Raw genomic sequence first — 26062 nt, 5'->3', positions numbered from 1 at the left:
GGCGACAAGCATGTCTGGCGTTCGCCCGGACCCTGATGCTCGCGATTCATCCGCTCGTTGTGTTGCTCGTGCAGTCCCCTGTGTCGCCCGCGACGCGGGAGGCGGAGGGGCCGAGCGCCGTGCCGGCGCCGCAGGCGGGGGTCACCGAGGTGGGCGGCAACCTGGTGGCGCCGGAGGACGCGCCCGGGGCCCTGGAGGAGGGGGAGGATCCGGAGGCGCCGTGGGCCGTCGGGGGCTTTGTCGACACGCAATATGTCGTCAACAGCAACAGCCCCGACAATCACATCTTTCGCGGGACCCAGGTGTCGTCGCGGACCGGGGAGTTTAGCCCGAATCTGCTGGTGGCATATATCCGCCGCGACCCGATCAAGTCGCCGTGGATGTTCGAGCTGGCGCTGCAGGCCGGGGCCGCGGCGGACGCCCTGTATTACACGGAGCCGGTGGCGGGCGGGAAGGACGGGCGCTACGCGGGGGTCGAGACCTGGAAGCACATCGGGCGCGCGTGGACGGGGGTGAAGCTGCGCGGGGGGACCGAGATCGCGGCCGGGCTGATGCTGGCGCCGACGCACTTTGGCAGCTTCTGGACCAAGGATAACTGGCACTCGTCGATCACCTGGGGCTATTCGTCGGTGCCCTTCTATTTGACGGGGGCGCGGGTGTACCAGCCGATCGGGAAGAAGGTCGGGCTCGGGCTGTGGATCGTGAATGGCTACGGGACGATGGGCGACGGCAACAAGGCGCCGAGCGGGCTCATCAACCTGGTGATCACGCCGAACGCGAGCTGGGCGGTGGTGCAGAACGTGTACGCCGGCCCGGAGGAGGCCGACCTGCAGCCGGCGGCGTGGCGGCTGCTCTCGGACACCCAGGTGGTCTACAACAGCGATCGCTGGGGCATGGCGTTCGTCGGCGACTACGGGCGCGAGCGCCTGACCCGCAAGGACGGCCAGCCGCTGACGCAGTGGGCCAACGGGATGGTGTCGGTGCGCTGGCACGTGCTCGGGAAGAAGCACCGCTGGGGGATGGCGGCCCGCCCGGAGTTCTTCTGGGACCGCGGCGGCCGCATCTTCAACGAGTCCGACCGCGACGACTGGCTGGTCGCGGGGACCTATACCAATGATATCCGCCTGTGGGACGCGGTGCTGCTGCGGGCCGAATATCGCTACGACCATTCGTTCTCGCAGAGCGGCTTCTTCTACCGCGGGGCCGCGACCAGCGACACCTCGACGGGGCTGGCGCATGGGCAGCACTCGTTGATTTTTAATGTGATCGGGTACTTCGAGCGGCGCTTCGGCAAGCGGCGGGGGTGAGGGCGGTCCGTGGGGACGTCAGGACAGGGGCTGCGAAAGCAGCGCCCGCCGACGCGTCATGCCTGGGACTCGAGCGTGCCGCGGCGACGGACGTCGAGCGTGGCGCAATGGAGGCCGCCGCACTGTCGGACGAGCGCCTCCTCAGGGCTCCACCGGCAGCCGCGAACCCTCGCAGCGAGTGGCGCCGCTGTTTCGCGTGTCGCGACATCGTGCGACACGCGAGACAGCGGCGCAGGTCGACCCGGATTGGCGTGCGCGACAGATCGACGCGGTGCACGACGTCGCAAAAGCTTCGCTTCGAGGCCCCTGCGCGGGGCCCCATGGTGTGACGCGTGTATCTGTGGCGATCCAAGATCTCCGCTGGGCTCCTCCTGGCCATGGCCTGCGGCGACTCGACGTCGGACGGCGCAACGACCTCCACTGCTGGCACCGTTGCCACCACCACGACAGCGAGCCAGGGCAGCCAGGGCGACCCGAGCAGCGGCGTCGATCCCTCGACCCCGACCGACGGAGGCAGCGGCACCGGTGACAGCGGGAGCAGCGGCGATGGACCGGCTCCCGGCTTCGACCTGCCCGCCCTGGACGAGCTCAACACCGACGAGCTGGCGACCTCCCCGATCTGCGCCGAATGTCATGCCAACGCCGAAGGCGCGACGGCCATGCGCGACGCCAAGAGCCGCCCGATCGCTCCCTTCGATCTCTGGCGGGCCACCGCGATGGCCAACTCGGCCCGCGATCCCTTCTGGTGGGCGATGATGTCGGCCGAGGTCGCCGCGACCCCGGTCGCGCAGGCCGAGATCGAGGCCACCTGCCTCGGCTGTCACGCGCCGATGGCCAGGGTTCACAACGAGTTCACCGGCCTCCCGGCGCCGACCCGCGCCGACCTGCTCGGCGACAGCAAGGCCGGCAAGCTGGGCATCGACGGGGTCGCCTGCGCGCTCTGCCATCAGATCCAGCCCGACGGCCTCGGCACCGACGCGAGCTACACGGGCGGCTTCCTCGTCAAGCCGCTGCGGCAGATCTACGGGCCGCACGCGAGCCCGTTCACCATGCCGATGCAGCATCGCACCGGCTTCACGCCGACGAAGGCCGAGCATACGACCTCGGCGGGCCTGTGCGGCAGCTGCCACACCCTGCAGACCGAGACCCTCGACCCTGATGGTACCAAGCTGCCCGGTCTGTTCCCGGAGCAGGCGACGTATCTCGAGTGGCGCAACTCCGATTTCCGTGACGAGGGCACGCCGGGGTCGCAGGCCGCGGCCTGCGGCGCCTGCCACATGCCGACCAGCGATGCTGACGGTGCACCGATCTCCACCCGTATCGCCCGCAACCCACGCGGCGCTGATTTCCCGCCGATCGCCCCGCGTGACCCCTACGGCCGGCACATCTTCGTCGGCGGCAACACCCTCCTCCCCGCGCTGCTGCGCGACCACAGCGACGCGCTGCGACCCAACGCGGACGCCGCGGCCTTTGACGCCGTGATCGCCAGCGTGCGCGCGCAGCTGGCCGAGCGCACCGCGACCGTGGGGCTCACCGCCAAGCGCAGCGGCGATTCGCTGCACATCGACGTGTCGGTGCATAACCTCGCGGGTCACAAGTTTCCGAGCGGGTACCCGAGCCGGCGCGCCTGGCTGCGCATCCGCGTCAGCGACGGCAGCGACGCGTTGCGCTTCCGTTCGGGGGAGGTCGACGGCGAGGGACGACTGCTCGACGGCGCGGGTCAGCCGCTCGCCAGCGAGCTGGTCGGAGGCCCTGTCCAGCCGCACCATCCGCAGATCGCCAGCGAGGATGTCGCACAGGTGTACGAGTCGGTCATGGCCGACAAGGGCGGGCTGCCGGCGTTTCGCCTGCTGCGTGCGCGTAGCTTCGTGAAGGACAACCGGCTGCTGCCGGCCGGATGGGACATCGACCATCCGGACGCCGCGCGCACGAGCCCGGTCGGCGTGGGCGCGGACGCGGATTTCGTGGCCGCGGCGGACACCACCCGGTACATCGTTGCGGCGCCCGTCGTGGGCGGTCCCTACACGATCTCCGTCGAACTGCTGTACCAGCCGCTCGCCCCTCGCTTCGCCGCCGAGCTGTTCGCCGTCGAGACCCCGGAGGTGCGCGCCTTCGAGGCGCTCTACGAGGGGGCCGAACACACCGCGGAGCACGTCGCTGCCGCCGAGTTGGTCGCACCATGACGCCTTGCGGGAGCGGGGTCCAGGGGCGCCGGGCATGCGCGGGACACCCGGCGGCCTCGGGCTGCGGCCCCGGCGTGGCGACGGATCGAGGTCAGCCCGGCGGGAGGACCGGCGCGCAGGTCGATACCCCGGCGCCGACGATGCGGATCGGCGCCATCGCGTTGACGGTCGTCAGCGCATTGCCGCCGCCGTCGCTGTTGTCATAGTCGAGCTTGGTGACCTTGCTGTACGGCAGGTTGCCCTCGGTGAAGAAGTAGAAGTCACCGCCCCAGAACGCGAACGCGAAGGCGCTGGTCAGGGGGAAGTTATTGAAGGGGGTGGTCGCCAGCACCTGCGCGGTGGCCTTGTCGAACTCGATCAGCTTGGAGCTCGGCGCCCCGGCGAACGCGAACAGGCGGCCGTCGCCGGTGCCGGTCAGCTCGGCGCCGTTGTAGTCGGTCGGGCCGATGGTCTTGACCTGGAGGGCGACCGGGTCGAACACACCGAGTAATCCATCATTGGGGCCCTCGGTGAAGCCGCCAGCGATGCCGTTCCAGTGCTGGGCGTAGAGCTTGTCGCAGGGGTCCGACGCGCTGTTCGATACGAAGCCCATGCCGAAGTGCTGCCAGCCGCCGGCGCCCGGCGTGTACCCGGGGTCGGTGCAATTGGCCGGGTCGTTGACGTCGAGGATGAAGAGGTCGCCGATGTAGGTTTGGTTGATCTGGTCTTCGAGGTATGTGGTCTGGATCCACGCCTTGCCGTCGCGGCCGACGCCCATCGAGAAGGTGCCGTCGGTGGTCGGGCAGCCGAGCGGGCCGATCATCGTGAAGCTGTCGCTGAGCGGGGCGTAGGTCCACAGCTCGCGGTCGTCCGAGAGCAGGTAGATCAGGTCGAGCTTGGGGGCGCACGGGCACATCTCCTGGGCGCCGGTGTCCGGACCGCCGGTGGCGTCGCCGAGGTCGAACTTCGGGCCGTTCGTCTCGCTGGTGGTTGGGCCTCCCGTGGTCACCAGCTCGCCCGTCGCGGTGGTGTCGGCGGCGGTGGTGGTCGTGCCGGGTGCGGTGGGGCCCGAGAGCGAGATGCTGCCCTGCGAGGCGCTGGCGGTGGTTGCGGCGCCGGTGTCGTCGTCCTCACCGCCGCCGCATGCGGATATGAGGAGCAGCGCGGCGGGCAGGCGAGCGAGGGTTCGCATTGTCGCCCGAAGCTATCGCGGCGACTTGCGCCGCGTCAAGCCGGGCCCTGCATGGCCTGAGTCGGGTTTGTATGGCTGATGTAGGGCCCAATGCAGAGATGCGATGAATGTCGCATGCATCCCGGCCGATGTGCCACGAATCGACGGTGTTTGCGATTCGCCGGCTGGCCGCGGGCGCGCTCGGAGCGGCGCATCGCTTCTGCACCCGTTGCGGTTGACCGCGGCGCGTCGGCGCCGCTATGGTGGACTCCCGCCATGGAGCACACCAACCGCGTCCTCATCCTCTACACGGGCGGGAATCTCGGGATGCAGGACAGCCCGGCGGGGCCGGTGGCGGCGCCGGGGCTGCTGGCGGAGCTGCTGGCGACGATGCCGCAATTTCACGACCGGACGATGCCGGCGTTGACGACCCCGCTGTCGCGTTACGGGCGGAGGATCCATTACAGCGTCGTCGAGTACGAGCCGCTGATCGCGGGGGGCAGCGACGCGGCGGTGTGGACGAGGATCGCGCGCAGCATCGAGGCGGGCTACGCGACGCACGACGCGTTTGTGGTGCTGCACGCGACGGACACGCTGGCGTACACGGCGTCGGCGCTGTCGTTCATGCTCGAGAATCTCGGCAAGACGGTGATCGTGACGGGCTCGCAGGTGCCGCTGGCGGAGGCCCGGGGCGACGCGCAGGGCAACCTGCTCGGGGCGCTGACGATCGCGGGGCACTACGCGATCCCGGAGGTGTGCGTGTACTGGAACGACCGGCTGCTGCGGGGCAACCGGACGCGGCGGGCGGAGGGGGCCGGGGCGGAGCTGTTTCAATCGGGGAGCTTTCCCCCGCTCGTGCAGGTGGGCGCGGAGATCCGGGTCGAGTGGGAGCGGATCGTGGCGCCGCCGAGCCGGCCGTTTCGCGTGCTCACGGGGGCGGGTCCCGAGGTCGCGGCGATCCGGGTGTTCCCGGGGCTGTCGCCGGAGCTGCTGACGCGGATGTTGCAGCCGCCGCTGGCGGGGGCGGTGCTGGAGAGCTTCGACGCGGGGGCGCTGGCGGGCCGGGCGGAGCTGCTGGCGGTGCTGCGGGCCGCGAGCGCGCGGGGGCTCGTGATCGTGAACGTGACGCAGGAGCGGCGGGTCGCGGCGGGCGAGGCCGAGGCGCTGGCGGAGGTCGGGGTGATCGCCGGGGCCGACATGACGCCGGAGGCGGCGCTCACCAAGCTGGGGCACTTGCTCGGCCGCTACCGCGACCGCGGCGAGGTCGGGCGACTGATGGCGATCAACCTGCGCGGCGAGCTGACGGCGGGGGCGCAGCAGAACCGGTTTAGCTTCCGTGAGCGGGTGTTCATCGCGTCGGTGGCGCGGGCGCTGGCCGAGGCGGGGGAGAGCGTGACGCGGGTCGACGTCGAGCGGGCGCTGCTGCCGGTGCTGATGTGCTCGGCGGCGGGGCTCGGCGATCACGCGGCGCTCGAGCGATTGATCGCCAGCGGGGCCGAGGTCGACGCGGCGGACTATGACGGGCGCACGGCGCTGCACCTGGCGGCGGCGGAGGGGCAGCTGGCGGCGGCGGGGCTGCTGCTCGGCAAGGGGGCGCGCGTGGGGGTGGTCGACCGCTGGGGTGGGACGCCGATCGTCGACGCGGTGCGGCACCGGCAGCGGCCGATGGTCGCGCTGTTGCGGCGCCACGGGGCGCGGGTGCCAGGCAATCTCGCGGCCCAGCTGTGCGCGCTGGCGGCGGTCGGGGACATCGAGGGGCTCGGGTTGTGGATCGAGGCGGGGGCCGATCCGAACAGCGCCGACTACGACGGGCGCACGCCGCTGCACCTCGCGGCCGCGGAGGGGCGAGACGACGCGCTGCAGCTGCTGCTGGTGTGCGGGGCGGACCCGCGTCGTGTCGACCGCTTCGGCAGCACGGCGATCGAGGAGGCGCGCCGCGGCGGGCACCAGACGGCGGTGAGCCTGCTGGCGACGCACCTTGCGACGGCGACCTGAGGGTCATGGGCGAGATCGAACGTCGGCCGTGCTGGCCCGTGGACGGGCTTCTGTGGGCTTTTCGGGATCTCGCGGGCTTGGGGTATCCTGGCACGCGACCATGGCCCATGACTTCGCCAGCGAGGAGGACCTGCTCGATCGGCTGACGGCGCAGCCGCACGATCTGGTGTTCCTGGTGGGCTCGGCCGTGACGGCGCCGGGGCGCTCGGGCGAGCCGGGGGTGCCGCGGGTCGACGGCGTCATCGACCAGATCCGACGGGTGTACACGCGGCCGGACGCGCTCGAGCGCTTCGAGAAGGCGCTTGCTGCGGAGCCGCAGCAGCGCTATCAGGCGGCGTTTCGCCACCTGCAGCGGACCCGCGGGCAGGACCTGGCGAACGCGATCATTCGTCGCTGCGTGCTGCAGGCGCGGGTGCCGTCGCGGCAGTTCCCGCAGGTGCACAGTGACATCGCCGAGGGCGCGGCGGATCTGTGTCGCGGGCTCGAGCACGACGTCGAGGGCTGGCACCTGCCGCCGGCCGTGAAGGCGCTGGGGCGGCTGCTGGCGGGCACGCCGGCGGCGGCGCGGCCGATCGTGCTGACCTCGAACTTCGACCCGCTGGTGACGGTGAGCGTGCACCGTGCGGGCGGTCGGGCGTTCACGACGGCGCTGCACAGCGACGGCGGCTTCGCGGCGATCGACGGGCAGGGCACGCTGGTGGTCCACTTCCACGGCGACTGGTTTCGCAGCGACACGCTGCACACGCCGGCGCAGCTCGGGCAGGACCGGCCGCGGCTGGCGGCCTCGCTGGCGCAGCTGCTCGGGGCGCGCACGCTGGTGGTGCTGGGCTACGGCGGGTGGGATGATATTTTTACGCGCAGCCTGATCCAGGTGATCCGCGGCGAGCTGGCGGCGATCGACGTGCTGTGGGCGTTTTATGGGGCCGACGAGGCGGCGCTGCAGCGCGACAACGCGGGCTTGCTGGCCAACCTGGCGCCGGGCATCGATCGCGCGCGGGTGATGCTCTACAAGGGGATCGACGCGCACGCGTTCCTGCCGCGGCTGGCAGATGCGATCGGGTCGACGGTGCTTGCGCCTCTGCCGGTGGTGCCGGTGGTGCCGGTGGTGCCCGTGGTGGTGCCTGTAGCGACGCCGGTCGCGGGGGACAGTCATACGGCGGCGCCGGCCGTGGCGACGCAGGAGCTCGGGGCGGCGGGGGACAGCATCCTCGGGGTGGTGGCGGGGGACAGCGGGGCGCGGCCGCTGGCACCTGGCCTTTTGGACAGCACGCAGTCGGGCGGGCCGAAGAATCCGTTTCAGAAGGCGGGGGCGCTGCCGCCGGGATCGCCGACGTACGTGCTGCGGGCCGCCGACGGGGCGCTGGCGGCCGCGCTCGCGGAGAGTCCGCTGATCGTGCTGCGCGGGGAGTTCTCGATCGGGAAGTCGAGCCTGCTGCTGCGCAGCGATCGCTACTGGACGCGGGGGTCGGAGGCGGCGCACTGCCGGCTCGATCTGATGGACATGCGCATCGACGACGTGAACTTGTTTTATGACGAGTTCTTCGCGGCGATCGGCGATTGTTATGGCGAGACCTTCCAGGGCTGGCGCGAGATCTCGACGGCGATCGAGCGGCGGCCGCTGCTGCTGACGCTCGACGAATTCAGCGGGCTGACGCCCGAGGTGGCCCAGCGCTTCGTGCCGGCGTTGCATCGGCTCGGGACCCGGCACGGCGATCAGCTGCGGGTGGTGGTGACGGCGCGCGACGCCTTCGAGGCGGTGCTGGCGAGCTTTCAACTCAACAACCCGAACCTCGGCGAGTGGCATACCGTCGAGATCGCGCCGTTTCGCGACGCGGAGCTGGCGACGCTGCTGGGGCTGCTGCCGCCGCGCTCGCGGGCGGCGGCGATGGGGCAGATCGAGGCGGTGCGGAGGCTGTCGGGGATGGGCCCGAAGCCGGCGCAGTGCCTGTGCTTCAACCTGTTCAAGGATGAACTGTCCGGGCGCAGCGACGCGGAGCTGGCGGCCCGCTGCGGCCGCAAGGACAGCTATCGATGACGCTCGAGAACCCGTACCGGGCGGCGGGGGCCTTCTCGGGCAAGGCGTACATTCGCCGCGAGGCCGACGCGCAGCTGATCGAGCAGATCGAGGACAATCAGTATTACCCGTACTTCGCGGCGCCGCGGCAGAGCGGGAAGTCGAGCCTGCTGCTGCGCACGATGGCGGCGCTGGACCCGAAGAAGTACCGCTGCGCGCTGGTCGACCTGTCGCCCTTCGTGGTGGCCTCGTACGACGATTTCTGGCGCCAGTTCCTGCACGAGGTGGCGCGCAGCGCCAACTTCGACCCGACGCCGATCGGCCAGGAGGACCCGCGCGACGTGCTGCTGCTGTGGTTGCACGGCTGCAAGCAGCGGCTGATCGTCTTCATGGACGAGATCGACGTGCTGCTCAATGTCGACTTTCGCGAGCAGATCTTCAGCAAGTTTCGCACCTTCTTTAATCTGCGGGCCCGCCTTGATACGGCGGAGTTGCAGCGGTTGCAGTTCGTGCTGGCGGGGGCGGCCCACTCGTCGCGGTTCATCAAGGACCCGCGCTGGTCGCCGTTCAACGTGGCGATCGAGATCGAATTGGAGGACCTGAGCGCGGCGCAGGTCAGCCAGCTGGCGGCGTATCTCGGCACGGCGGGGGCCTTCGCGGGGCCGGACCTGACGGCGCGGGTGTACGACCTGAGCGGCGGCTCGGTGTTCCTGTGCCAGCTGATCTTCGAGCAGCTGTGGAACGTCGCGGCGCGCACGAAGGGCAAGCTCGGGGCGGCGGACGTCGACGCGGTGGTGCAGACGATCGTCGCCGAGAGTCCGCGCAATATCCACTTCTACAATATCTTCCGTCTGGTCACGGCGGACGCGCGGCTGACGATGCTGTTTCGCCGGCTGACGGAGGGCCAGGAGCTCGGGCTCGAGGAGGCCAAGGAGCTGCGCCTGACGGGCATCTGTCGCGGGGCGAACCCGTTTCGCAACGAGATCTATGCGCGGGTGTTCGGGCCGGGCGGGCCGCTTGATCTGAAGGTCGGTGATAAACAATTGCAGCTGACGCGGGCGCTCGACGGGGTGCTCGGGCGCCGCGATCGCCTGCAGAATGACCCGCAGGCCGACCCGCGGGCGCTGGCGGCGGCGGAGGCGGAGATCCGGCGATTGCGCAAGGAGTTCCGCGAGGGCACGCAGCTGCAGGCGGGCGACGTGCTCGGGCGCGGGCGCTACCGGCTCGAGGAGCGGATCGGCCAGGGTGGCTTCGCGGCGGTGTGGCGGGCGATCGACCTGCGAGATCCGAATGACCCGAGCCCGGTGGCGATCAAGGTGCTGCACGGACAATTCGCGGAGGACAAGTCGCGGCGCGAGCGCTTCTTCCGCGGGGCGTGGAAGATGTCGGAATTGCAGCACCCGGCGATCGTGCGGGTGATCGAGCCCTACGGCGACGAGAACGGGCAGTTCTACTTTGTGATGGAGTACCTGCCGGGGGGCACGCTGCACGCGGCGGTGCAGGAGATGCAAGTGGCGCCGGCGCAGGCGCTGAAGATGATCGTGCAGGTCGGGCGGGCGCTGCAATTTGCCCACGAGCGGGGGCTCGTGCACCGCGACGTGAAGCCGAGCAATGTGATGGTCGACGGGGACCAGGGGAAGCTGACGGACTTCGACCTGGTGCGCGAGACGGATATTACGGGGGGCACGCGCACGGGGGCGATGGGGACCTTCTTGTACGCGGCGCCGGAGGTGATGTCGCGGCCGCAGGACGCGGACGTGCGGGCCGACGTGTATGGATTGGGGATGACGGCGGTGTTCGCGTTGTTCGGCGGCGACCTGGCGATGGACGTGATCCGCGACGCGGACCGCTTCATCGACCGGCTGCCGTGCAACCCGGTGATCCAGGACGTGCTCAAGAAGGCGGTGGCGTGGGACCGCAACGACCGGTTCGCGTCGGCGGCCGAGTTCGTGGTGGCGCTCGAGCTGGCCAGCGAGGAAGGGGCGGGGCCGGTGCGGGCGCGCGTGCAGGTGCCGAGCGGTGCCAAGGCGATGGCGGTGAGCGCGTCGCGTGGGGTGGTGGCGGCCGCTGGGGGCGCGGCGGCTGCGAGCGCGTCGCGGGGGCTGGCTGCGCCCGCGCCAGGTGCGACGCTGGCGGCTGCGAGTGCGGCGAGGCCAGCCGCGGCTGCGAACGTGGCGAGGCCGGTCGCGGCGCTGACGGGCGCGAGCGTGGCGGGACCGGTGGTGGCGGCGGCTGGGGGCGTCCCGGTCGCGGCGCCGGCGGTGAGCGTGGCGGGGCCGATGCGCGGGGCGCAGGACGTGGGGTCGTCGCGGGCGACGGCGGCCTACGGCGCTCTGGTGGGTGAGGAGGTCGTTGACGTCGATGATGAGTTCGCGGCGGATGATGGCGCGGAGGCCCCGGTGCCGGGTCGGACGATCGCGGCGGAGCGGACCGAGACGCGGATGATGCGGGAGGCGCTGGCGCAGGCCGAGGCGGCCCAGCCGATCGCGGGACCGGTGCTGGTGCGGTCGTTCGCGGGTGTCCCTGCGGACAGGCGGCACGAGACCAGCAGCGGGCCGCGTCGGGGCGAGCCGACGGTATCGGCGCTGCCGCTGGCGACGGAGCGATCGGGGAATTGGCGCGTGCCCGTGGCGCTGCTGGCCGTCGCGGCGGTGCTGCTGCTGTTCATGATCCCGGGGCTGTTTGGACCCGACGCCGGACCCTTGCTGACGATGGAGGGCGGGCGCGAGGGCAGCAGCGCGGTGGTGCCGTCGCCGACGGCGCCGGAGAAGAAGGACACGCCGACGCCGCCGGTGCCCGAGCCGACGCGGGCCGCGAGCGATGCGCTGGAAGATGGGGACGTGGGGCCGGTCGATGCCAGCGCGGGGGTGCCGTTGACGGACACGACCACGGGTATGGAGCTCGCGCCGACGACCCTCGCGCCGCCGACCAGCGTCGGCGAGGTGGGCATCAAGCCGGTGAACAACGACACGGGCGGCAAGACCAGCGATCCGGGCGATCGCCCGCCGACGCCGCGGGTGAGCGCCGCGGATCAGGTCGACGAGGGCTGCAAGCAGGTCTCGGGCGGCGACGCGGAGAAGGGGGTGGCGGAGCTGCTCAAGGCGCACGACCGCATCCCCGGGGACATGCGCCTGCTGCTGTGCCTCGGCGATGGCTACGGGAAGCTCGGGCGCTACGACAGCGCGGCGATCTTCTATGACCGTCTGCTGGACCGCTGGCCGCGGCACGTCAAGGGCCTGCTCGGGGCGGCCCAGGCCAACGAGGGGCTCAACCGCCGCGACAAGGCCGGCGAGTACTACCGTCGCTTGCTCGAGATAAACCCGAACAACGCCTCGGCGGCGGCCTTCTTCAGGGAGCAGGCGCAGGTCGGCGCGGCGCTGCCGAAGCGGTGAGCACGGGAGCTTCCCTCCTGGGGAGCCCAGGCGCTGGTCGGGGGCGGATCGCCGGCTTCTTGCTGGGGTGGGGCAGCTGTGCCACGATGCCGCGGCCATGGCCATCAGCAATATGATGCGGGATGACGACGTCGCGGAGATCGATCCCCAGACCGACCCCAACAACGAGGCCTACTGGGCCGAGCGCGGCATGAAGCGGCCGCAGATCGTGTGGGAGCGGCTAAGCAGCAGCAACAACATCGAGGTCTACCGCACGCGCGTGCCCGGAGGTTGGCTGATCATGCTGGTGCAGGAGTACCGCGACTGCGGTGGCTCGTTCTTCTATCCCGACCCGGCCCATCGCTGGGACGGGACCGGCTACCACGGGTAGGCACGGCCAGGCAGCGCGACACGAGGCACGGCCAGGCACGGCCTGACTCGTCAGTACCAGGCAAAGCGCAGGCCGAGGTAGGGCGTGTGGCGCATGCCGTCGCCGGGCACGGCGCGCAGGTCGTAGTTGACGTTGACCGCGAGCGCGGCGCTCTGGTTGAGCCAGAACTCGTAGCCGAGGCCGAGCAGGCCGCCGACACCGAACTTGATCTTGCCGTCGCCGCCGGGGACGCCCGCGGCGCCGAGGCCGGTGCGGATGAACAGGCCCTTGACGACGAAGAAGTAGCCCTCGACGTCGCCGCCCATGAGCGGCTTGGTGCCGAGGTTCTTGCCGGTGTACATGCCGAGGTAGAGGTTGGCGCCGAGGGTGACGCGCTTGTTGACGCCGCCGCCGAGGGAGAGCTCGAGGCGACCGGCGGGGATGACGTTGCTGGTGTCCTTGTAGGTGTCCTTGAGGACCGGGCTGTTGAAGAACACGGCGCCGAAGCCGATACCGGCGCCGATGAAGAAGCCGCGGCGGTCCTGGGGGCCCTCGATCTCGATGCCGTTGCGGCCGACCACGCTGGCCTCGGCGCGGCCCGGGATCGCGGTGGCTCCGACGTAGAGGCCGGCGATCAGGGAGAGCGGACGCAACATCGCGGCGCGGGGCATGCATCGGGCGAGGGACATGGACATGGGTGCCTTTCTCAACGCAGGGTGGTCACGTCGACGACGGCGAAGCCGCCGGGTTTCACGTCGACGGAGAAGTCGTGGGTCTCGCGCGCGCCGGAGCCGGTCGCGGTGACGCGGACCTGGTGCGGGCCTGGTGCGATCGGGACGCGGGCGACGAACACGAAGGCGGGGAGCAGGGTCCAGCTGCGGGTGTCGGGCTTGTCGGCGGCGACCATGGCCCCCTCGGCGGCGAGCGCCGCGAGCAGGCCGACGATCGCGCCGGCGCCGTCCTTGGCCTGGTTGCCGGCGGCGCGGGCCCCCTCGGCGACGGCGGCGCGGACGATGAGGCGGGTGATCGCGGCGCCGATGATCTTGGGCTTGAGGGCCTCGTACTCGCGGACGATCTCGGCGTCGAGGTTGGTGGCCAGCTCGAACGGGTGCTCGTGGCCGTCGATGCTGAGGTTGCCGGTGTTGAAGAGGGCGCGCGAGGGGACGAGCTCCGGGTAGATGACGAACTTGAGGGCCGAGCGCTCGAGGATCGCGGTGTTGCCGGTGATCCAGGTGGCGCCGAGGCCGATGGCGAGGCCGATCGGCATGCGCTCCGGGACCTTGTAGGGGACGCGGCCGACGTTCATCACGACCAGCAGTTCGCCTGGCTCGGCGCCCCTGGCGGGGGTTGGTTCGGGCGGCGTGGTTGTGGCGGGCGGGGTCTGGGCGAGGAGGGTGGTGGTGTTGCGGGTGGCGGTTGCGGGTGGTTCGGCCTCGCCGAGCAGGGCGCGGATCCGCGGGCTGCGGTAGCTGCTGCGGGCGGCGAGGCGGGCGACCGGGGCGCGCAGGCTGGGGAAGGCCTGCTCCTGCAGCGCCTCGTCGTAGTAGCGCAGGGCCGTGTCGGGCTCGCCGAGGCGCTCGTACACGAAGCCGGCGATGTAGGAGCCGAAGGCGCCGTGGGGGTTCTGGTCCTGTTGGCCGAGGTACTCGCGGGTGATGGTGAAGCGCTTGGCCTCGACGCGGGCGCCGGAGAGGTCATCCGCCAGGAGGTAGTTGAGCATGTTGAAGGCGTTGAGCGCGAGCTTCTCGGAGGGCGGGGCGTGGTACTTGCCGGCCGAGTCGCTGAAGATCCACTTGCCGACCTGGCCGGCGTCGCGGGCGATGTCGAGGAGGACGAGTTGTTTGTCGGCGACACCGAGGTCGCGTGCGCTCTGCTTCCACTCGCCCTTGCCGCGCAGGACCATGGCGCGCTCGAGCAGGGCGACGACCGTCTCCTTCTTCCATTCGCTCGGGAGCTCGCTGCTGCGGCGGACCTTCAGGAACTTGTTGAGGACCTTCTCGCTGCCGGCGAGGTCGCCGGCCTGGGCGGCGTCGCGGGCGAGCTGGGTCTTCTCCGAGTAGGTCGCGCAGGCGAACAGGCCGAGGGTCGCGGCCAGCACGATGCGGGCGTGGCTCGGTCGTCGCTGTGGCGTCACGGTGGTCATCTGCTCCAAAGGACAGACGAGCGGGGGACTAGCGGACGATCGCCTTGCTGCGCTCGGCCTTGTTCTGGAAGCGGACCAGGCTGGTCTCGACCTCGATCACCTGGATGAACAGGGTGTACTGGACGCGGCGCTCGTTGTTGAAGAACTCGTCGACCGAGCCGACCTTGCCGGTGATGTAGTACTTGGCGCCGAGCTGGCGCGAGATCTGGTTGGCGAAGCTGGGGTCGTAGATGTTGCGGTTCTGCTGGACCGCGACCTCGTTGGCCATCTCGGCCTGGCGCTCGCGGCTGACGACGGCCACCGTGCCGCCGTTGACCAGCTCGGTCTCCATGTCCGCGAGGAGCGTGTTGAGCTGGTCGTCGATGTGCTCGGAGGTCTCGTTCTTGAAGGGCCAGATGGCGACGACCTGGCCGGGGGTCTGGGTCATCTGGGCCCACCACGGCGAGGCCATGAGCTTGTCCATGTTCATGCGCATGAGCTCTTGCAGGTCGCGGCGGTCGAGGGTGGTGCTCATGGCGCCCTGGTCGAGGTTGGGGTTCTCGGTGCCGGGGCCGCCGCGGACGGCCTTTGGCTTACAGCCCGAGGAGGCGAGCGCGGCGGGGGCGAGGGCGAGGACGAGGGCGAGGGCGGCGAGGGGACGGGTCATGAGGGCAGCTCCGACGAGGGCGAGGGGGCGAATGTTGGTGACGACGATCGCAGAGATGGATCACCGCAGTGATGGCGCTCACAGGATCAGGAAGAGGGACTCCAGGAGATAGAGGCGCTCGTAGACCGCCTCGACTTGCTCGACGCGCTCAGCCTGGAGCGTGAGGGTGACGCACTGGCGGGCGCCAGTGGTGGTGCTGCGGGCCTGGGTCTGCACCTGTTCAGGGCGCAGCTCGGCGTGTGCCGCCGCGAGCACGGCGGTGTGGAAGTCGGAGTGACCGGGGCCGAAGGCCTTGATCACGTATTCGCCGGGGAACTGGTGCACGGCCAACATGGCCTCCCGTGAGGGGGCATTCCGGCCAGATCCCTTGGGCATGTCGGTGGACATGCGGGCAGTCCTATCACGCCTGTGTGGAGCCGGCACGGACGGCGCAGATGAGCTCGACCTCGCCGGGGCTGGCGGTGCCGAGCGCGGCGCTGGCCGGCCAGGCCCAGGTCTCGCCGACCTGGGCGCTGCGGCCGTCGTCGCCGAGCAGCCTGCCTTGCAGCACCAGCGCGGTGGCGGGGCTGCCGGGGTAGCGGGGGCCGAGGCTGTGGCCGGGGGCGATCCGGATGAGGCAGGTGTTCGGCCAGGCGGGCGCCTGGACCATGGTCGCCTCGAGGGCGTCGTCGCGATTGGACCTGTCCGAAGGGACAGCTGCGTCGCGGAGCAGGGCCAGCATGCGGACCCCGGGGCTGTCCTCGAGCCAGCCCTTGGGGTGGTCGACGGCGGCGATGTGTTCGCGCGCGGTGGCGAGGTCGATGGCGAAGAAGCGGGCGAGGTCGGCCGCGAACGGCTGCATGCGGTCGGGGCCGGTGATGGCCGCCTCGACGCGGGTCTTGATCCGCGGTGGGGCGGGGCCGGGCATCGTGTAGAGCGCGAGCGCGTGGACGGTGTCGCGGACCGCGGCCGAAGTCGCGGCGTCGAGGCTGTGGTGCTGGTGCTGGATGGGGTCGCCGAGGTCGCAGGCGGCGCGCTGCTCGGGGCTGAGCTCGGCGAGCAGGTAGGCGGCGGCGAGGTCGTCGGCCGGGCCGACCTGGGGGGCGTCGGCCCAGAACAGGCCGGTCCGCAGGCCGCGCAGGGCCTCGGCGAGGTGCGAGCGCACCTGGCCGGCGTTCATGGTGGAGCGGTCGCCGACCTCGGTGGCCGAGAGGCCGTCGAAGTAGGCGAGCTGGAGGAGGCTGCGCTGCTCCGCGGTGAGGGCGTCGAGGACGCGACGGACCTTCGCGCGCTGCTCGGCGAGGTCGGCCGCCTCGACCGCGGGGCCGAGCTGGGCGATCATCGTGTCGTGGGTCGAGGCCATCCGCTTGACGCGGCGGCCCTTGCTGCGCCGGAGGGCCATGGTGCGCACGCCGATCGTCCACCACACGCGGACGCTGAACCGGGCCGGGTCGAACACGCGACAGCTGCGCCACGACTCGACTAACACCTCGTGCACGGCCTTCTCGGCCTCGTTGCGGTCGCCCACCATGCGCAGGGCCACGCCCATGAGCAGCGGCGTGTAGGCCTGGCAGAGCAGGATAAAGGCGTCGACGTCGCCGCGGGCGGCGGCGGCCATCTGGTCCGCAGCCGTGGCCTCGCGGATGCGGGAGGCGGCTGCGGGATCCCTCTCCGTCATGTCGCCCGAGCGTCGTCGCATCGTCCGCGCTTGTCAAGGCGCCGCCCGTGCTACGGATCGCGCGTGCTGCCGCCTGGGATGATGACGATGACGCCGGGCATGCCGCTGGGTCCGCGCCTGGCGGCGATCGCCGAGCTGGTGTTGCCGTGGCGGCCGCTCGCTGACATCGGCACGGACCACGGGCGGCTGCCGACGGCGCTGGTGCTCGCGGGGCGGGTGCCGTGGGCTGTCGCCTGCGATCGCTCGCCGGCGCCGCTGGCTCGCGCGCGCGTGACGGTCCAGCGCGCGGGCGCGGCGGATCGGGTGCAGCTGCGGCTCGGCGAGGGGCTGGCCCCGCTGATGCCTGGCGAGGTGGCGACCGCGGTGATCGCCGGGATGGGCGCGCCGACCATGCTGGCGATCCTCGCGGCGGACCGCGAGCGCACGCGCAGCCTGGCCCGCCTGATCTTGCAGCCGAACTTCGGCCACGAGCAGCTGCGCCGCGGCCTCAGCGACGTGGGTCTGGGGCTGGTCGAGGAGTGTTTGGTGGTCGAGCGCGGGCGCTTCCATGTGATCCTCGTCGCCGAGCCCGGCGGCGCCGGGGTGCAGCTCGATGATCTGCAGTGCCTGGTCGGACCGCACCTGCTGCGCCGCGGCGGAGCCACGCTGCAGCAGCAGCTCGAGCAGGAGCTACGCCGCTGCGAGCGTGAGGCAGCCGGGCTGGCGCGTGCGATCGGGGCCGTCGATCCCCTGCGCCGCGCGGGGCAGGAGCGCCGGCGCGGGCTGTTGTTGCGGGCCCTGGAAAAGCTGCGGCGGCAGGGGCATCCTGGGCCGACATGACGGAACCGGGCGAGGAGCGGCCGGCCGCGTCGGCGGTCACGGGTGACATGGCGAGTCTCGAGTCGGTCCGCGTCGACAAGTGGCTGTGGGCCGCGCGCTGCTTCAAGACGCGGGGTCTGGCCAGTGAGGCGTGCGCCGGAGGGCACGTGAAGGTGAACGGGAGCTCGGTGAAGTCGGCCAAGCTGCTCAAGCGTGGCGACGAGATCACGGTGCGTACGGGCGAGGATCTGCGGATCCTCGCCGTCGCGGGGCTCAGCGATCGCCGCGGCCCGGCGGGGCTGGCCAGCACGCTGTATGTCGACAGGACGCCGGCCAAGCCGCCGCCGGTCGAGGTGCCGGGGATGATCGTTCGCGACCGCGGTTTGGGTCGCCCGAGCAAGCGCGAGCTGCGGGACATCCGGCGCGTCCGCGGGTACTAGTTCGCGACCGCGGTTGGGTCGCCCGAGCAAGCGCGAGCTGCGAGCTCCGGGGCCCTGGCGATGGGCCCGGGCGCCGGTGCAGCGCCGGCTCATCGCTCGCGAGGCGTGAGCTCGGCTGCGCAGCGAGCGGACGGGGCCGCGGACGCCATACGCGCTCGCTGTTTTGTGCACTGCGGGGTCGGGCGTGGGTGCTATCCTCTCGCCGCGCGCGTCGATGCGCGCTGCGACCCTGTTTTTAGGCGAAGGAGACTTGCATATGCGTGTACATGGAACACTGGTCTGCGCCGTCGGCCTGCTGACGTTGTCCGCGTGCGGGAACGACGAGGATGTCGGCGGCAGCGGCGACTCGCAGACGACCAAGCAGCCGACTGGCGACAGCACATCGACGACGGACACGCCGACGACGGGGGGCACCGAGAGCGACACCAACGTGCCGACTGGCACCACCGATGCGCAGAGCACGAGCGGCGTGACGGACACGACCACCGGCCCGCCGCCGGACCCGCTTACGGTCGACTGTGGGAGCCCGCCTGCCGGGGCCAAGGCGGCGAAGTACAGCCATCAGCCGAGCGCTGCGGGCGGCAGCCCGGCTTACACGTGGAGCGCGACGGGGCTGCCGAACGGCCTCAGCATCGACGCCGGGACGGGTGCGATCAGCGGCGCCTCGCAGGACGTCGGGGATTTTGTGTTCGCGCTGACAGTGATGGACAGCGGCGGCATGTCGGCGATGACCGACTGTCCGAGCGTCAATTTCAACGACCAGCTCGGCGTCGACCTCGACGCGATCGATGGCCCTTGTCTCGTCGATGGCGACTCCCTGCTCGACTACATCAGCGGCGGCGACGGCTCGCCGATCGACTGCGCGGCGCCCAAGGGCATCGGCGACGGCACCCTGCCGGCTGGTATCACGATCGACAAGGCGAAGTGCTCGATCGCCGGGTCGATCACCGAGACGCGCTACGGCACCTACGCGTGGATCGTTCGCGCGCGACAGTCGGGCGTCGACGTGTACGCGCCGTTCTGTGCCACCCAGGGCACGCAGGCGCCGAAGGCCTACGAGATCATCGGAAATCACAGCGGCAAGCTGGACAACGAGCTCGAGCCGCTGGTGCTCAGTGCCAAGGCCGACGCGCCGCTGCTGCTGGATGGCGACGCCGACCCCAGCTTCGTGATCGACAAGGGCGCGTGTGGCGGGTCGTGCTTCTTCGGCTTCGCGTACACCGTCTCGCCCTCGCCCTTCGGCACCGGCCCGTGTACGACCGACAAGGACAAGTGCTTCGGCCTGTGTCCCCTGGTCGCCGACGCCAACGAGCCCGACGGGGACAAGCAGATCGGCTGCTCCCTGTTCCCCAAGATGGGCCTCAAGACCGGTTTCGCGCACGAGATGTGGGCCAAGGGCGATGTCCCGCCCGACGAGTTCAAGACCCGGCCCTTCATCCTGCAGTGGGCGATCGACTACTGCGTGAGCAGCGTGAACGGCGACTGCACCGGAAAGGACGCGATCCTGGCGAACGGCGACGATTCTAACCTCGCGTTTGCAGTCATCGTCCGCCCCCAGCCGTAGACGTGCGGGCGCCCTGAAACGCGCGGGCCAGCGGGGCTCGCGGGCTTCACCCCGCGGGCGCCCGCCGCCGAGATCGGGATACAATCGCGGCGCTTCAGTTTGTTGGCATGAACCTCGCCTCTGACAGCCCGCGTGAGCTCGCCACCCCGCTCGTGGCCCAGGAGCCGTCTGGCCCCGATCCGGAGCTGTCGGCGACGGTCGAGGGCGGCTGGCGTGCCACCTTGCCCGAAGGACAGGTCGACGCCGGCACCACCGCGCCCGGGCCGATGGCGATCACCAACATCGACAGCTTGCCGGCCGCGGGCGAGGTCTCGCCGACGTTGCACCCGCCGGGGATGGTCACGACGATGCGCCCCGGCATGATGACGACGGCGCTCGGCACCCTGCACGACGGCGTGGGCAAGGGCTCGCGCGCCAGCACGCTGACGCCGGGCACGATCATCGACGGCAAGTACCGCCTCGAGAAGCTGCTCGGCAAGGGCGGCATGGGCATCGTCTGGCGAGCCGAGCACGCCCACCTGCACGGCAGCGTGGCGATCAAGTTCCTGCTCGACCGCTTCCGGGCCAAGGTGCAGGTCATCGAGCGCTTCCGCCAGGAGGCCATGTTGATGGGGGAGCTCGGCCACCCCAACATCGTCCGGGTCTACGACATCTCGCCGGCGTCGGCGGACATGCCGTACATCACGATGGAGCTGCTCGATCAGGGCAGCCTGCGCGAGTACCTCAAGCGCAGCGGCGGGCATCTGCCGCCCGACGAGGCCTGCGAGTTGATGGACGGCGTGCTCTCGGCGCTGATCGCCGCGCACAAGCGGGGCATCGTGCACCGCGACATCAAGCCCGACAACCTGATGCTGGCGACGGTGCGCAGCTTCGAGACCGACATGAACGAGGACCAGCTCAAGATCCTCGACTTTGGCGCGTCGCTGCTGCTCGACGACAGCAGCGACATCAACAACGCCGAGGGCCTGATGGGCACGCCCTATTACATGTCGCCGGAGCAGGCCTCCGGCGCGTCGCTCGACCAGCGCAGCGACCTGTACTCGACCGCGGTCGTGCTCTACGAGTCGATCAGCGGCAAGCTGCCGCACACCGCCGAGGACGTGCACTCGCTGGTCTACTCGATCGCCACCGAGGAGCCGACGCCGATCGCCACCCACGCGCCCAACTTGCCCCGGCCCTTCCGCGAGTTCTTCGTCCGCGCGCTGTCTCGCGACCCCGGCGCCCGCTTCCAGACCGCCGAGGAGATGCGCCAGGCGATGCGCGGCCTGTCGCGCAAGCTCGCGGGCAAGAACCGCAACACGGCGCTACACATGGCCGCAGGCGACACCGGTCCGCTGCAGGCGCTGCCCACGGCGCGGCCGGATTCGCAGCCGCTGCGGGGCTTTCGTGAGGCGCTCGACGACCCGACCGGCAGCAGTCGCAACGGGCAGGTGCCGCAGCCCACGACGCTGGCGGGCTCGGAGCGGCGGCCCTTCTGGCCGCTGGCCGCGCTCACGGCGGGCCTGGCTCTGGCGCCGGCGCTGCTCATCCAGGCGCTGCGCCACGGCGGGCTCGGGCAAGCGTCCGGTGTCGACACTGCGTTCGCCTGGGCCGGCTGCGCGGGTCTGGCCGTGCTGCTCGTGTGGCAGCTGCGACAGCGCCGCTGAGACGATCTGCCCGCGAGGATCTTTGCGCCCCGAGCGACTCGTGCCGCGTCCCGCGAGCAGCTGTCCGGTACGGGTCGGTCGGCGTGCGTCGAGATGCATGGACGTGCCGGGACGGGCCGTCTCGGCGCGACAGCTGTCCGGTCGCGGCCCGACCACCAGACAGCTGACCGCGCAGGTCTGCGAGCGCCGCAGTGGTGCTGCGAGGCGCCCCCCGATATCGTGTTGAACGAGGCGATGCAGCAGCGTACGGATGTGTGGAAGCTGGCTCTGCTCAGCTGGCTGGGGCTGTGGCCCACGGTCACGGCGATGATGCTGCTCGTACGCCCGCAGATCGAGGGCCTGCCGGTCGCGCTGCAGACCTTGCTCATGACCGGCCTGATCGTTCCGCTGATGACGTGGGTGCACATGCCGCTGCTGACGAGGGTGTTCCGCGGCTGGCTGCGCAGCTGAGGCCTCAACGGGTCCGCGGGCCAGGCTTCGCGCGGGTCTTCGTGCTGGCCTTCGTGCTGGCCTTCGTTCGGGCCTTCGTTCGCCCGCCCGCGCCGGCGCGCCGCTCAAACTCTGACCCCAGCGAGCGACCGCCTCGAAGACGGCCCGAAACCCGCGGCCCGCGGCGGTGAGCTCGTACTCGACGCCGACCGGCGGCCCAGGGATCACGCGCCGCTCGACCAGGCCGCGGAGCTGCAGGTCCTTCAGGCGCGCCGAGAGCATGCGGTCGCCGACGTGCTGGATCCGGGCCTGCAGCTCGCCGAAGCGCAGCGGGCCCTCCTCGAGCGAGGCCATGATGAGCCCGTTCCACGGCCTGGCGATGATGTCCATCGCCAGCTGGAAGCGGGGGCAGATGTGCTCGCAGACGCGCCGCATGCCCGGCATTATACGTCGGCGCTTCCCAAAGGGAAGCTGCTTGACAAGCTGCGGCGTCCCGGACCACAGTACTTCTTATTCATCGCTTGCTTCCCTTTCGGAAGCAGCCAGCAATTGGGAGGCGTCATGCCGCGCAAGCGCAGGGAGAGCGACGAGGGAGCGGGGCAGGGGGCGCCGAGCCGCCGTGCCTCGCTGTACGCCGTGCTAGCGCGCGAGCTTCTGCGCCACCTCGGCCACCCGCTTCCCGAGGTAGCGGGCGTGGGCGAGGTCGGCCTCGGTCGGGCCGGCGCCACCAGCGGTGACGGAGACGCCGTAGGGGTTGCCGCCGGACGCGAACACGGACGGGTCGGTGTAGCCCGGCGTGACGAGGTAGCCGCCGAAGTGGTAGATCGAGTTGTAGAGCGCGAGGAGGGTCGACTCCTGGCCGCCGTGAGGGTTCTGCGCCGAGGTGAAGCCGGCGTAGACCTTGTTCGCCAGCTTGCCCTGGAACCACAGGCCGCCGGCGCCGTCGAGGAAGCTCTTGAGCTGCGCGCTGACGTTGCCGAAGCGAGTCGGCGTGCCGAACACGATCCCGTCCGCCCACTCGAGGTCCGCCAGCGTGGCCCGCGGCTCGTCGGCGCTGCGCTTGACGAACGCGGACCAGGCCGGGTTGCCAGCGACGGCGGCCTCGGGCGCGGTCTCGGCGACGAGCCGCACCCGGACCTCCGCCCCCGCGCCGCTGGCTCCCTCGCGGACGGCATGCGCCGTCGCGTGGTTGGTCCCCGTGGATGAATAGTAGATGATCGCGATGTTGGTCATGCGGGGCCCACGATACTGCATCGCGCCCGCCCGGTGCCCACGCGCTGCGCAACACATCGTTGCAGGCGTGGGTCGCGGTCTCGAGGCCCCATCTTAGTGCGGGTCAGCCTGGTCGTGCGTTGTGATAGACAGGTCCAAGATGACCAGCTCCACGACCATTGCGATCCTCGGCGCGGGCAACGTCGGCGGTAACCTCGGTGTCCGCCTCGCCGCCTCCGGCTTCACCGTCAAATTCGGCGTCCGCCCCGGTAGCGACACCAAGGACCTGCTCGCCCGCGCGGGCGCCAACGCCGAGCTGCTCACACCGCGCGACGCGGCGGCCGCGGCCGACATCGTGTTCATCGCCACGCCCACGTCCGCGGCCGTGCAGGTCGCAAAGGACGCCGGCCTCGTCGGCAAGATCGTGGTCGACTGCACCAACCCCGTCGCCTGGAAGGACGGCCCCGTGTGGGCGCCGCCAGCCGAGGGATCGGTGGCGGCGGCGATCGCCGCCGCCGTCCCCGGCGCCCGCGTGGTCAAGGGCTTCAACACCTTCGGCGCCGAGATCCACCTCGACCCGTCGCTCGCCGGGACGCCAGCCAACGTGTTCCTCGCCGGCGACGACCTCAGGCCAAGCGCGCCGTCGCAGCCGTCGCCACGGCCGCTGGCTTCGCCCCGATCGACAGCGGGCCGCTGCGCAACGCCGCCGTGCTCGAGAACCTCGCGGTGCTGTGGATCCACCTCGCGCTGCGTGAGGGCCATGGGCGCAGCTGGGCCTTCGTACAGGCGAAGCGGTGAGCGTCCGGTTCAGCGAGCTGGCGAGCCCGGTCGGTCGCTTGCGCCTGGCGCTGTGCGACGGGGCGCTGGTCCGCCTCGAGTTCGCCGACGAGACCGCCGCGCCGGCCGCATGGCACCGCGACGATGAGGCGCTGGCGCCCGCGTGCGCGCAGCTGCGGGCGTATTTCGCCGGTCAGCGGCGCAGCTTCGATCTGGCGCTCGCGCCCGCGGGCACGGAGTTCCAGCGGCGCGTGTGGCAGGCGCTGACGCAGATCCCCCACGGCGAGACGATCAGCTACGGCGAGCTGGCGCGCCGCGTCGGTCAGCCGCAGGCGGCGCGTGCGGTCGGCATGGCCAACAACCGCAACCCGATAGCGATCGTCGTGCCCTGTCACCGGGTGGTCGGCGCCGATGGACGTCTGGTCGGCTTCGGCGGCGGCCTGCCGCGCAAGCGATGGTTGCTGCAGCACGAGGCGGCGCAGCGAGCGTTGGGCCTCGGCGCCCTGCCGCTTGTCGCGGGCGCGGCGATCGGCGAGGGTCGTTGACGTGGACTTTTCCCAGGTCAGTCGCATCGACACGCTGTCACCGGGCCGCTTCCTCTGGCAGGTCCCGGACGGCTGGCAGCAGGGCAGGGGGGCCTACGGTGGCCTCGTGCTCGCCGCCCTGCTGCGCGCGATGGAGGCGACGGAGCCCGATCGGTCCCGCGTCACCCGCTCGCTGACCGGCGACCTGTGCGGTCCGGTGCAACCAGGCCCCGCCGAGCTGGTGGTCGAAGTGCTGCGCCGCGGCAACAACCTCAGCAACCTCGACGCCCGGCTGCTCCAGGGCGGCGAGGTCCAGGCGCGGGCCAGCGCGGTGCTCAGCGCGGCCAAGGCCGACGCGCACGTGCTTGCGCCGCTGCGCCCGCCCGCGGCCCCGCCGTTCGACTCGCTCCCCGAGCTCTCGCTCGGCCCGCCCGACGCGCCCGTGTTCACGCCACACTTCGAGTACCGTTCGGCCGGTCCGGCGCCCTTCGATCCCGGACCCGGCGGTCCGCTCGGGTGGCTGCGGCTGCGGCGTCCGCCGCCCCGACTCGACGCGCCGGCGCTGATCGCCTTGCTCGATGCCTGGTGGCCCGCGATCTTCGACGGGCGCCCGCGGCCGATGGCCACCGTCAGCTTCACCGCCGAGATCCTGGTCGCGCCCGCGGAGCTCGACCCCGCTGTCCCGCTGCTCTACACCGGTCGCGTCGCTGGCCTGCACGAGGGCTTCTGCGTCGAGTTCCGCGAGCTCTGGCACGGCGATCGACCGGTCGCGCTCAACCAGCAGACCTTCGCTATCCTCCGTTAGGCGAGGCGTTAGGCGAGGCGTTAGGCGAGGCGTTGGGCGAGGCGTTAGGCGAGGCGTTAGGCGAGGCGTTAGGCGAGGCGTTAGGCGTCAGGCGAGGCGTCGCACCTGCGTGGCGTGCCCGAGCGACAGACCGGTGTCGCTCTGGGCCGCGCGCAGGGCCGGGTGCGCCAGCTCGACGCGGGTGCACGCGTAGTGGGAGCGCGGCAGCATGCGCTCGAGGAAGGGCAGCCCCGGCGCGTACGCGAAGACCCCGCCGACGCGCAGCGATCGCAGGATCTGCATGTACACCTCCGCGTGCACGAAGGCCGCAGCGCGGCCGGCGAGGTGGTGGTGCAGCAGGTGCAGCGAGAAGCCGAGGTGCGAGAGCACGGCGCCCCAGCGCTCGACCCCGTAGTCGAACTGCAGCCAGTCGGCCAGGGTCGCGCTCGCGGGCGCCTCGCGGTCGATGCCCTCCGCCGTCAGCCCCGCGCTCCGCAACCACTGGACCAGCGCCGCCGCCGGGCCGCAGCCGACATCGAGGACCGGCGCCGTCAGCTCGGCGACGCCCAGCCCCAGCACCTCGAGCTGCAGGCCCGGCGTGTACTCGCTGCACCGCACCTCGCGCGGCTCGGGCCCGAGCTGCGTGCGGACAAACGCCGCCAGCCCGGCGCGCAGCGTCGCCGCCACCTCGGCGATCGCGGCACGCAGTCCGACGCCCTCGCCCAGCGCCGCCAGAGCACCCTCGCGCGCCTGCCGGGCCAGCGCGTCGAGCTCGGCGATCGCGGCCGCGTCGAGCTGCACGAATTGGTTGCGGCGTCGCAGCCAGCGCAGCAGGTGCGGCTCGCCGCTGTCCTTGAGCCAGGCCGAGATCACCTCGCGATGGCGCTCGAGGTGCCCGGTCAGGGCCTCACCCGGGTCGTCGCGCAGGCCCTTGCGTCCCGCCAGCGTCGCCAACGATCCGCCCGTCCACGCCGCCATGCGCGCGTTCACCAGCGCCGCGAGCTCGGCGATCACAGTCGTCGCGGTGTCCATCCGGCCGCAGCCTACCAGGC

Annotated in this window: 21 protein-coding genes and 2 pseudogenes; 14 read left to right on the top strand and 9 right to left on the bottom strand. The window is 71.3% G+C overall.

Annotation, left to right across the window (positions count from 1 at the left end; translation table 11 throughout):
• Window positions 1-68: 68 nt before the first annotated feature.
• Window positions 69-1307, top strand: a complete 1239-nt coding sequence (locus IPJ59_RS32510) for an outer membrane beta-barrel protein (protein WP_293275095.1) — start codon at window positions 69-71, stop codon at window positions 1305-1307.
• A gap of 332 nt (window positions 1308-1639) precedes the next feature.
• Window positions 1640-3490 (top strand): multiheme c-type cytochrome, encoded by a 1851-nt coding sequence (locus tag IPJ59_RS32505; RefSeq protein WP_293275093.1) that lies wholly within the window; start codon window positions 1640-1642, stop codon window positions 3488-3490.
• 91 nt (window positions 3491-3581) lie between these two features.
• Here the strand turns inward: IPJ59_RS32505 and IPJ59_RS32500 are convergent, their stop codons facing one another.
• Window positions 3582-4661, bottom strand: coding sequence for a hypothetical protein (locus tag IPJ59_RS32500; protein ID WP_293275091.1), 1080 nt, complete (start codon window positions 4659-4661; stop codon window positions 3582-3584).
• A gap of 255 nt (window positions 4662-4916) precedes the next feature.
• On the opposite strand from IPJ59_RS32500, the gene IPJ59_RS32495 reads away from it, so the two are divergent.
• The 4 genes from IPJ59_RS32495 to IPJ59_RS32480 all read left to right on the top strand — a co-directional run bounded on the left by IPJ59_RS32495 (window position 4917) and on the right by IPJ59_RS32480 (window position 12411).
• Window positions 4917-6635, top strand: a complete 1719-nt coding sequence (locus IPJ59_RS32495; protein WP_293261934.1) for an L-asparaginase family protein — start codon at window positions 4917-4919, stop codon at window positions 6633-6635.
• Between the two features lie 100 nt (window positions 6636-6735).
• Window positions 6736-8670, top strand: coding sequence for an SIR2 family protein (locus IPJ59_RS32490; RefSeq protein WP_293275090.1), 1935 nt, complete (start codon window positions 6736-6738; stop codon window positions 8668-8670).
• On the top strand, window positions 8667-12041 hold the full coding sequence (locus tag IPJ59_RS32485; RefSeq protein ID WP_293275088.1) for a protein kinase domain-containing protein: 3375 nt from the start codon (window positions 8667-8669) through the stop codon (window positions 12039-12041). Before IPJ59_RS32490 ends, IPJ59_RS32485 begins: the two co-directional genes overlap by 4 nt.
• A 97-nt stretch (window positions 12042-12138) precedes the next feature.
• Complete coding sequence (locus tag IPJ59_RS32480; RefSeq protein ID WP_293261922.1) at window positions 12139-12411, top strand: hypothetical protein; 273 nt, start codon at window positions 12139-12141, stop codon at window positions 12409-12411.
• Window positions 12412-12461: 50 nt separating this feature from the next.
• On the opposite strand, the gene IPJ59_RS32475 is transcribed toward IPJ59_RS32480, so the two are convergent.
• From IPJ59_RS32475 to IPJ59_RS32455, 5 genes are all read right to left on the bottom strand, one after another.
• Window positions 12462-13079 carry a hypothetical protein gene (locus IPJ59_RS32475; protein ID WP_293275087.1) on the bottom strand — a complete coding sequence of 206 codons (618 nt, stop codon included), beginning with the start codon at window positions 13077-13079 and terminating at the stop codon, window positions 12462-12464.
• Between the two features lie 17 nt (window positions 13080-13096).
• The gene (locus IPJ59_RS32470; RefSeq protein WP_293275085.1) at window positions 13097-14533 is read right to left on the bottom strand and encodes a COG3014 family protein; all 1437 of its coding nucleotides are present in this window, start codon (window positions 14531-14533) and stop codon (window positions 13097-13099) included.
• Between the two features lie 28 nt (window positions 14534-14561).
• On the bottom strand, window positions 14562-15179 hold the full coding sequence (locus IPJ59_RS32465; RefSeq protein WP_293275084.1) for a hypothetical protein: 618 nt from the start codon (window positions 15177-15179) through the stop codon (window positions 14562-14564).
• A 78-nt stretch (window positions 15180-15257) separates the two neighbouring features.
• Window positions 15258-15566 (bottom strand): DUF493 family protein, encoded by a 309-nt coding sequence (locus IPJ59_RS32460; protein WP_293261910.1) that lies wholly within the window; start codon window positions 15564-15566, stop codon window positions 15258-15260.
• A gap of 13 nt (window positions 15567-15579) precedes the next feature.
• Entirely contained in the window at window positions 15580-16836 is a 1257-nt protein-coding gene (locus IPJ59_RS32455; protein WP_293261908.1) for an RNA polymerase sigma factor, read from the bottom strand.
• Between the two features lie 63 nt (window positions 16837-16899).
• On the opposite strand from IPJ59_RS32455, the gene IPJ59_RS32450 reads away from it, so the two are divergent.
• From IPJ59_RS32450 to IPJ59_RS32430, 5 genes are all read left to right on the top strand, one after another.
• On the top strand, window positions 16900-17655 hold the full coding sequence (locus IPJ59_RS32450) for a tRNA (adenine(22)-N(1))-methyltransferase (protein WP_293261905.1): 756 nt from the start codon (window positions 16900-16902) through the stop codon (window positions 17653-17655).
• Window positions 17652-18074 (top strand): RNA-binding S4 domain-containing protein, encoded by a 423-nt coding sequence (locus IPJ59_RS32445; protein WP_293261902.1) that lies wholly within the window; start codon window positions 17652-17654, stop codon window positions 18072-18074. Before IPJ59_RS32450 ends, IPJ59_RS32445 begins: the two co-directional genes overlap by 4 nt.
• A 256-nt stretch (window positions 18075-18330) precedes the next feature.
• Window positions 18331-19638, top strand: a complete 1308-nt coding sequence (locus IPJ59_RS32440; RefSeq protein WP_293261899.1) for an Ig domain-containing protein — start codon at window positions 18331-18333, stop codon at window positions 19636-19638.
• Window positions 19639-19745: 107 nt separating this feature from the next.
• A complete protein-coding gene (locus IPJ59_RS32435) occupies window positions 19746-21284 on the top strand; it encodes a serine/threonine-protein kinase (RefSeq protein WP_293261896.1) in 1539 nt (512 codons plus the stop codon).
• A 234-nt stretch (window positions 21285-21518) separates the two neighbouring features.
• A complete protein-coding gene (locus IPJ59_RS32430; RefSeq protein ID WP_293261893.1) occupies window positions 21519-21734 on the top strand; it encodes a putative antibiotic biosynthesis monooxygenase in 216 nt (71 codons plus the stop codon).
• Window positions 21735-21854: 120 nt separating this feature from the next.
• Here IPJ59_RS32430 and IPJ59_RS38385 read toward each other — a convergent pair.
• Window positions 21855-22103 (bottom strand): annotated as a pseudogene (locus IPJ59_RS38385) (winged helix-turn-helix transcriptional regulator); the annotation flags it as partial.
• A 249-nt stretch (window positions 22104-22352) separates the two neighbouring features.
• Complete coding sequence (wrbA, locus tag IPJ59_RS32425) at window positions 22353-22946, bottom strand: NAD(P)H:quinone oxidoreductase (protein WP_293275082.1); 594 nt, start codon at window positions 22944-22946, stop codon at window positions 22353-22355.
• Window positions 22947-23085: 139 nt separating this feature from the next.
• Between wrbA and IPJ59_RS38380 the strand changes: the two are divergent.
• The 3 genes and pseudogenes from IPJ59_RS38380 to IPJ59_RS32415 form a co-directional block, all read left to right on the top strand.
• A pseudogene (locus tag IPJ59_RS38380) lies at window positions 23086-23358 on the top strand (NAD(P)-binding domain-containing protein); the annotation flags it as partial.
• Window positions 23359-23719: 361 nt separating this feature from the next.
• Window positions 23720-24247, top strand: a complete 528-nt coding sequence (locus tag IPJ59_RS32420) for a methylated-DNA--[protein]-cysteine S-methyltransferase (protein ID WP_293261881.1) — start codon at window positions 23720-23722, stop codon at window positions 24245-24247.
• A 1-nt stretch (window position 24248) separates the two neighbouring features.
• Window positions 24249-25031 (top strand): thioesterase family protein, encoded by a 783-nt coding sequence (locus IPJ59_RS32415; protein ID WP_293261878.1) that lies wholly within the window; start codon window positions 24249-24251, stop codon window positions 25029-25031.
• An 87-nt stretch (window positions 25032-25118) separates the two neighbouring features.
• Here the strand turns inward: IPJ59_RS32415 and IPJ59_RS32410 are convergent, their stop codons facing one another.
• Window positions 25119-26042 carry a hypothetical protein gene (locus tag IPJ59_RS32410; protein ID WP_293275080.1) on the bottom strand — a complete coding sequence of 308 codons (924 nt, stop codon included), beginning with the start codon at window positions 26040-26042 and terminating at the stop codon, window positions 25119-25121.
• Window positions 26043-26062: the final 20 nt, after the last annotated feature.

This window comes from Nannocystis sp. (assembly GCF_016714285.1).
Lineage (GTDB): Bacteria > Myxococcota_A > Polyangia > Nannocystales > Nannocystaceae > Nannocystis.
This window is presented reverse-complemented; position numbering and strand designations above follow the sequence as displayed.

Coding starts and splice junctions, on each gene's coding strand:
- IPJ59_RS32440 (WP_293261899.1), top strand. CDS start 18,331: ATGCGTGTACATGGAACACTGGTCTGCGCCGTCGGCCTGCTGACGTTG.
- IPJ59_RS32475 (WP_293275087.1), bottom strand. CDS start 13,079: ATGTCCCTCGCCCGATGCATGCCCCGCGCCGCGATGTTGCGTCCGCTC.
- IPJ59_RS32500 (WP_293275091.1), bottom strand. CDS start 4,661: ATGCGAACCCTCGCTCGCCTGCCCGCCGCGCTGCTCCTCATATCCGCA.
- wrbA (WP_293275082.1), bottom strand. CDS start 22,946: ATGACCAACATCGCGATCATCTACTATTCATCCACGGGGACCAACCAC.
- IPJ59_RS32485 (WP_293275088.1), top strand. CDS start 8,667: ATGACGCTCGAGAACCCGTACCGGGCGGCGGGGGCCTTCTCGGGCAAG.
- IPJ59_RS32490 (WP_293275090.1), top strand. CDS start 6,736: ATGGCCCATGACTTCGCCAGCGAGGAGGACCTGCTCGATCGGCTGACG.
- IPJ59_RS32460 (WP_293261910.1), bottom strand. CDS start 15,566: ATGTCCACCGACATGCCCAAGGGATCTGGCCGGAATGCCCCCTCACGG.
- IPJ59_RS32470 (WP_293275085.1), bottom strand. CDS start 14,533: ATGACCACCGTGACGCCACAGCGACGACCGAGCCACGCCCGCATCGTG.
- IPJ59_RS32455 (WP_293261908.1), bottom strand. CDS start 16,836: ATGACGGAGAGGGATCCCGCAGCCGCCTCCCGCATCCGCGAGGCCACG.
- IPJ59_RS32495 (WP_293261934.1), top strand. CDS start 4,917: ATGGAGCACACCAACCGCGTCCTCATCCTCTACACGGGCGGGAATCTC.
- IPJ59_RS32465 (WP_293275084.1), bottom strand. CDS start 15,179: ATGACCCGTCCCCTCGCCGCCCTCGCCCTCGTCCTCGCCCTCGCCCCC.
- IPJ59_RS32480 (WP_293261922.1), top strand. CDS start 12,139: ATGGCCATCAGCAATATGATGCGGGATGACGACGTCGCGGAGATCGAT.
- IPJ59_RS32445 (WP_293261902.1), top strand. CDS start 17,652: ATGACGGAACCGGGCGAGGAGCGGCCGGCCGCGTCGGCGGTCACGGGT.
- IPJ59_RS32430 (WP_293261893.1), top strand. CDS start 21,519: ATGCAGCAGCGTACGGATGTGTGGAAGCTGGCTCTGCTCAGCTGGCTG.
- IPJ59_RS32410 (WP_293275080.1), bottom strand. CDS start 26,042: ATGGACACCGCGACGACTGTGATCGCCGAGCTCGCGGCGCTGGTGAAC.
- IPJ59_RS32435 (WP_293261896.1), top strand. CDS start 19,746: ATGAACCTCGCCTCTGACAGCCCGCGTGAGCTCGCCACCCCGCTCGTG.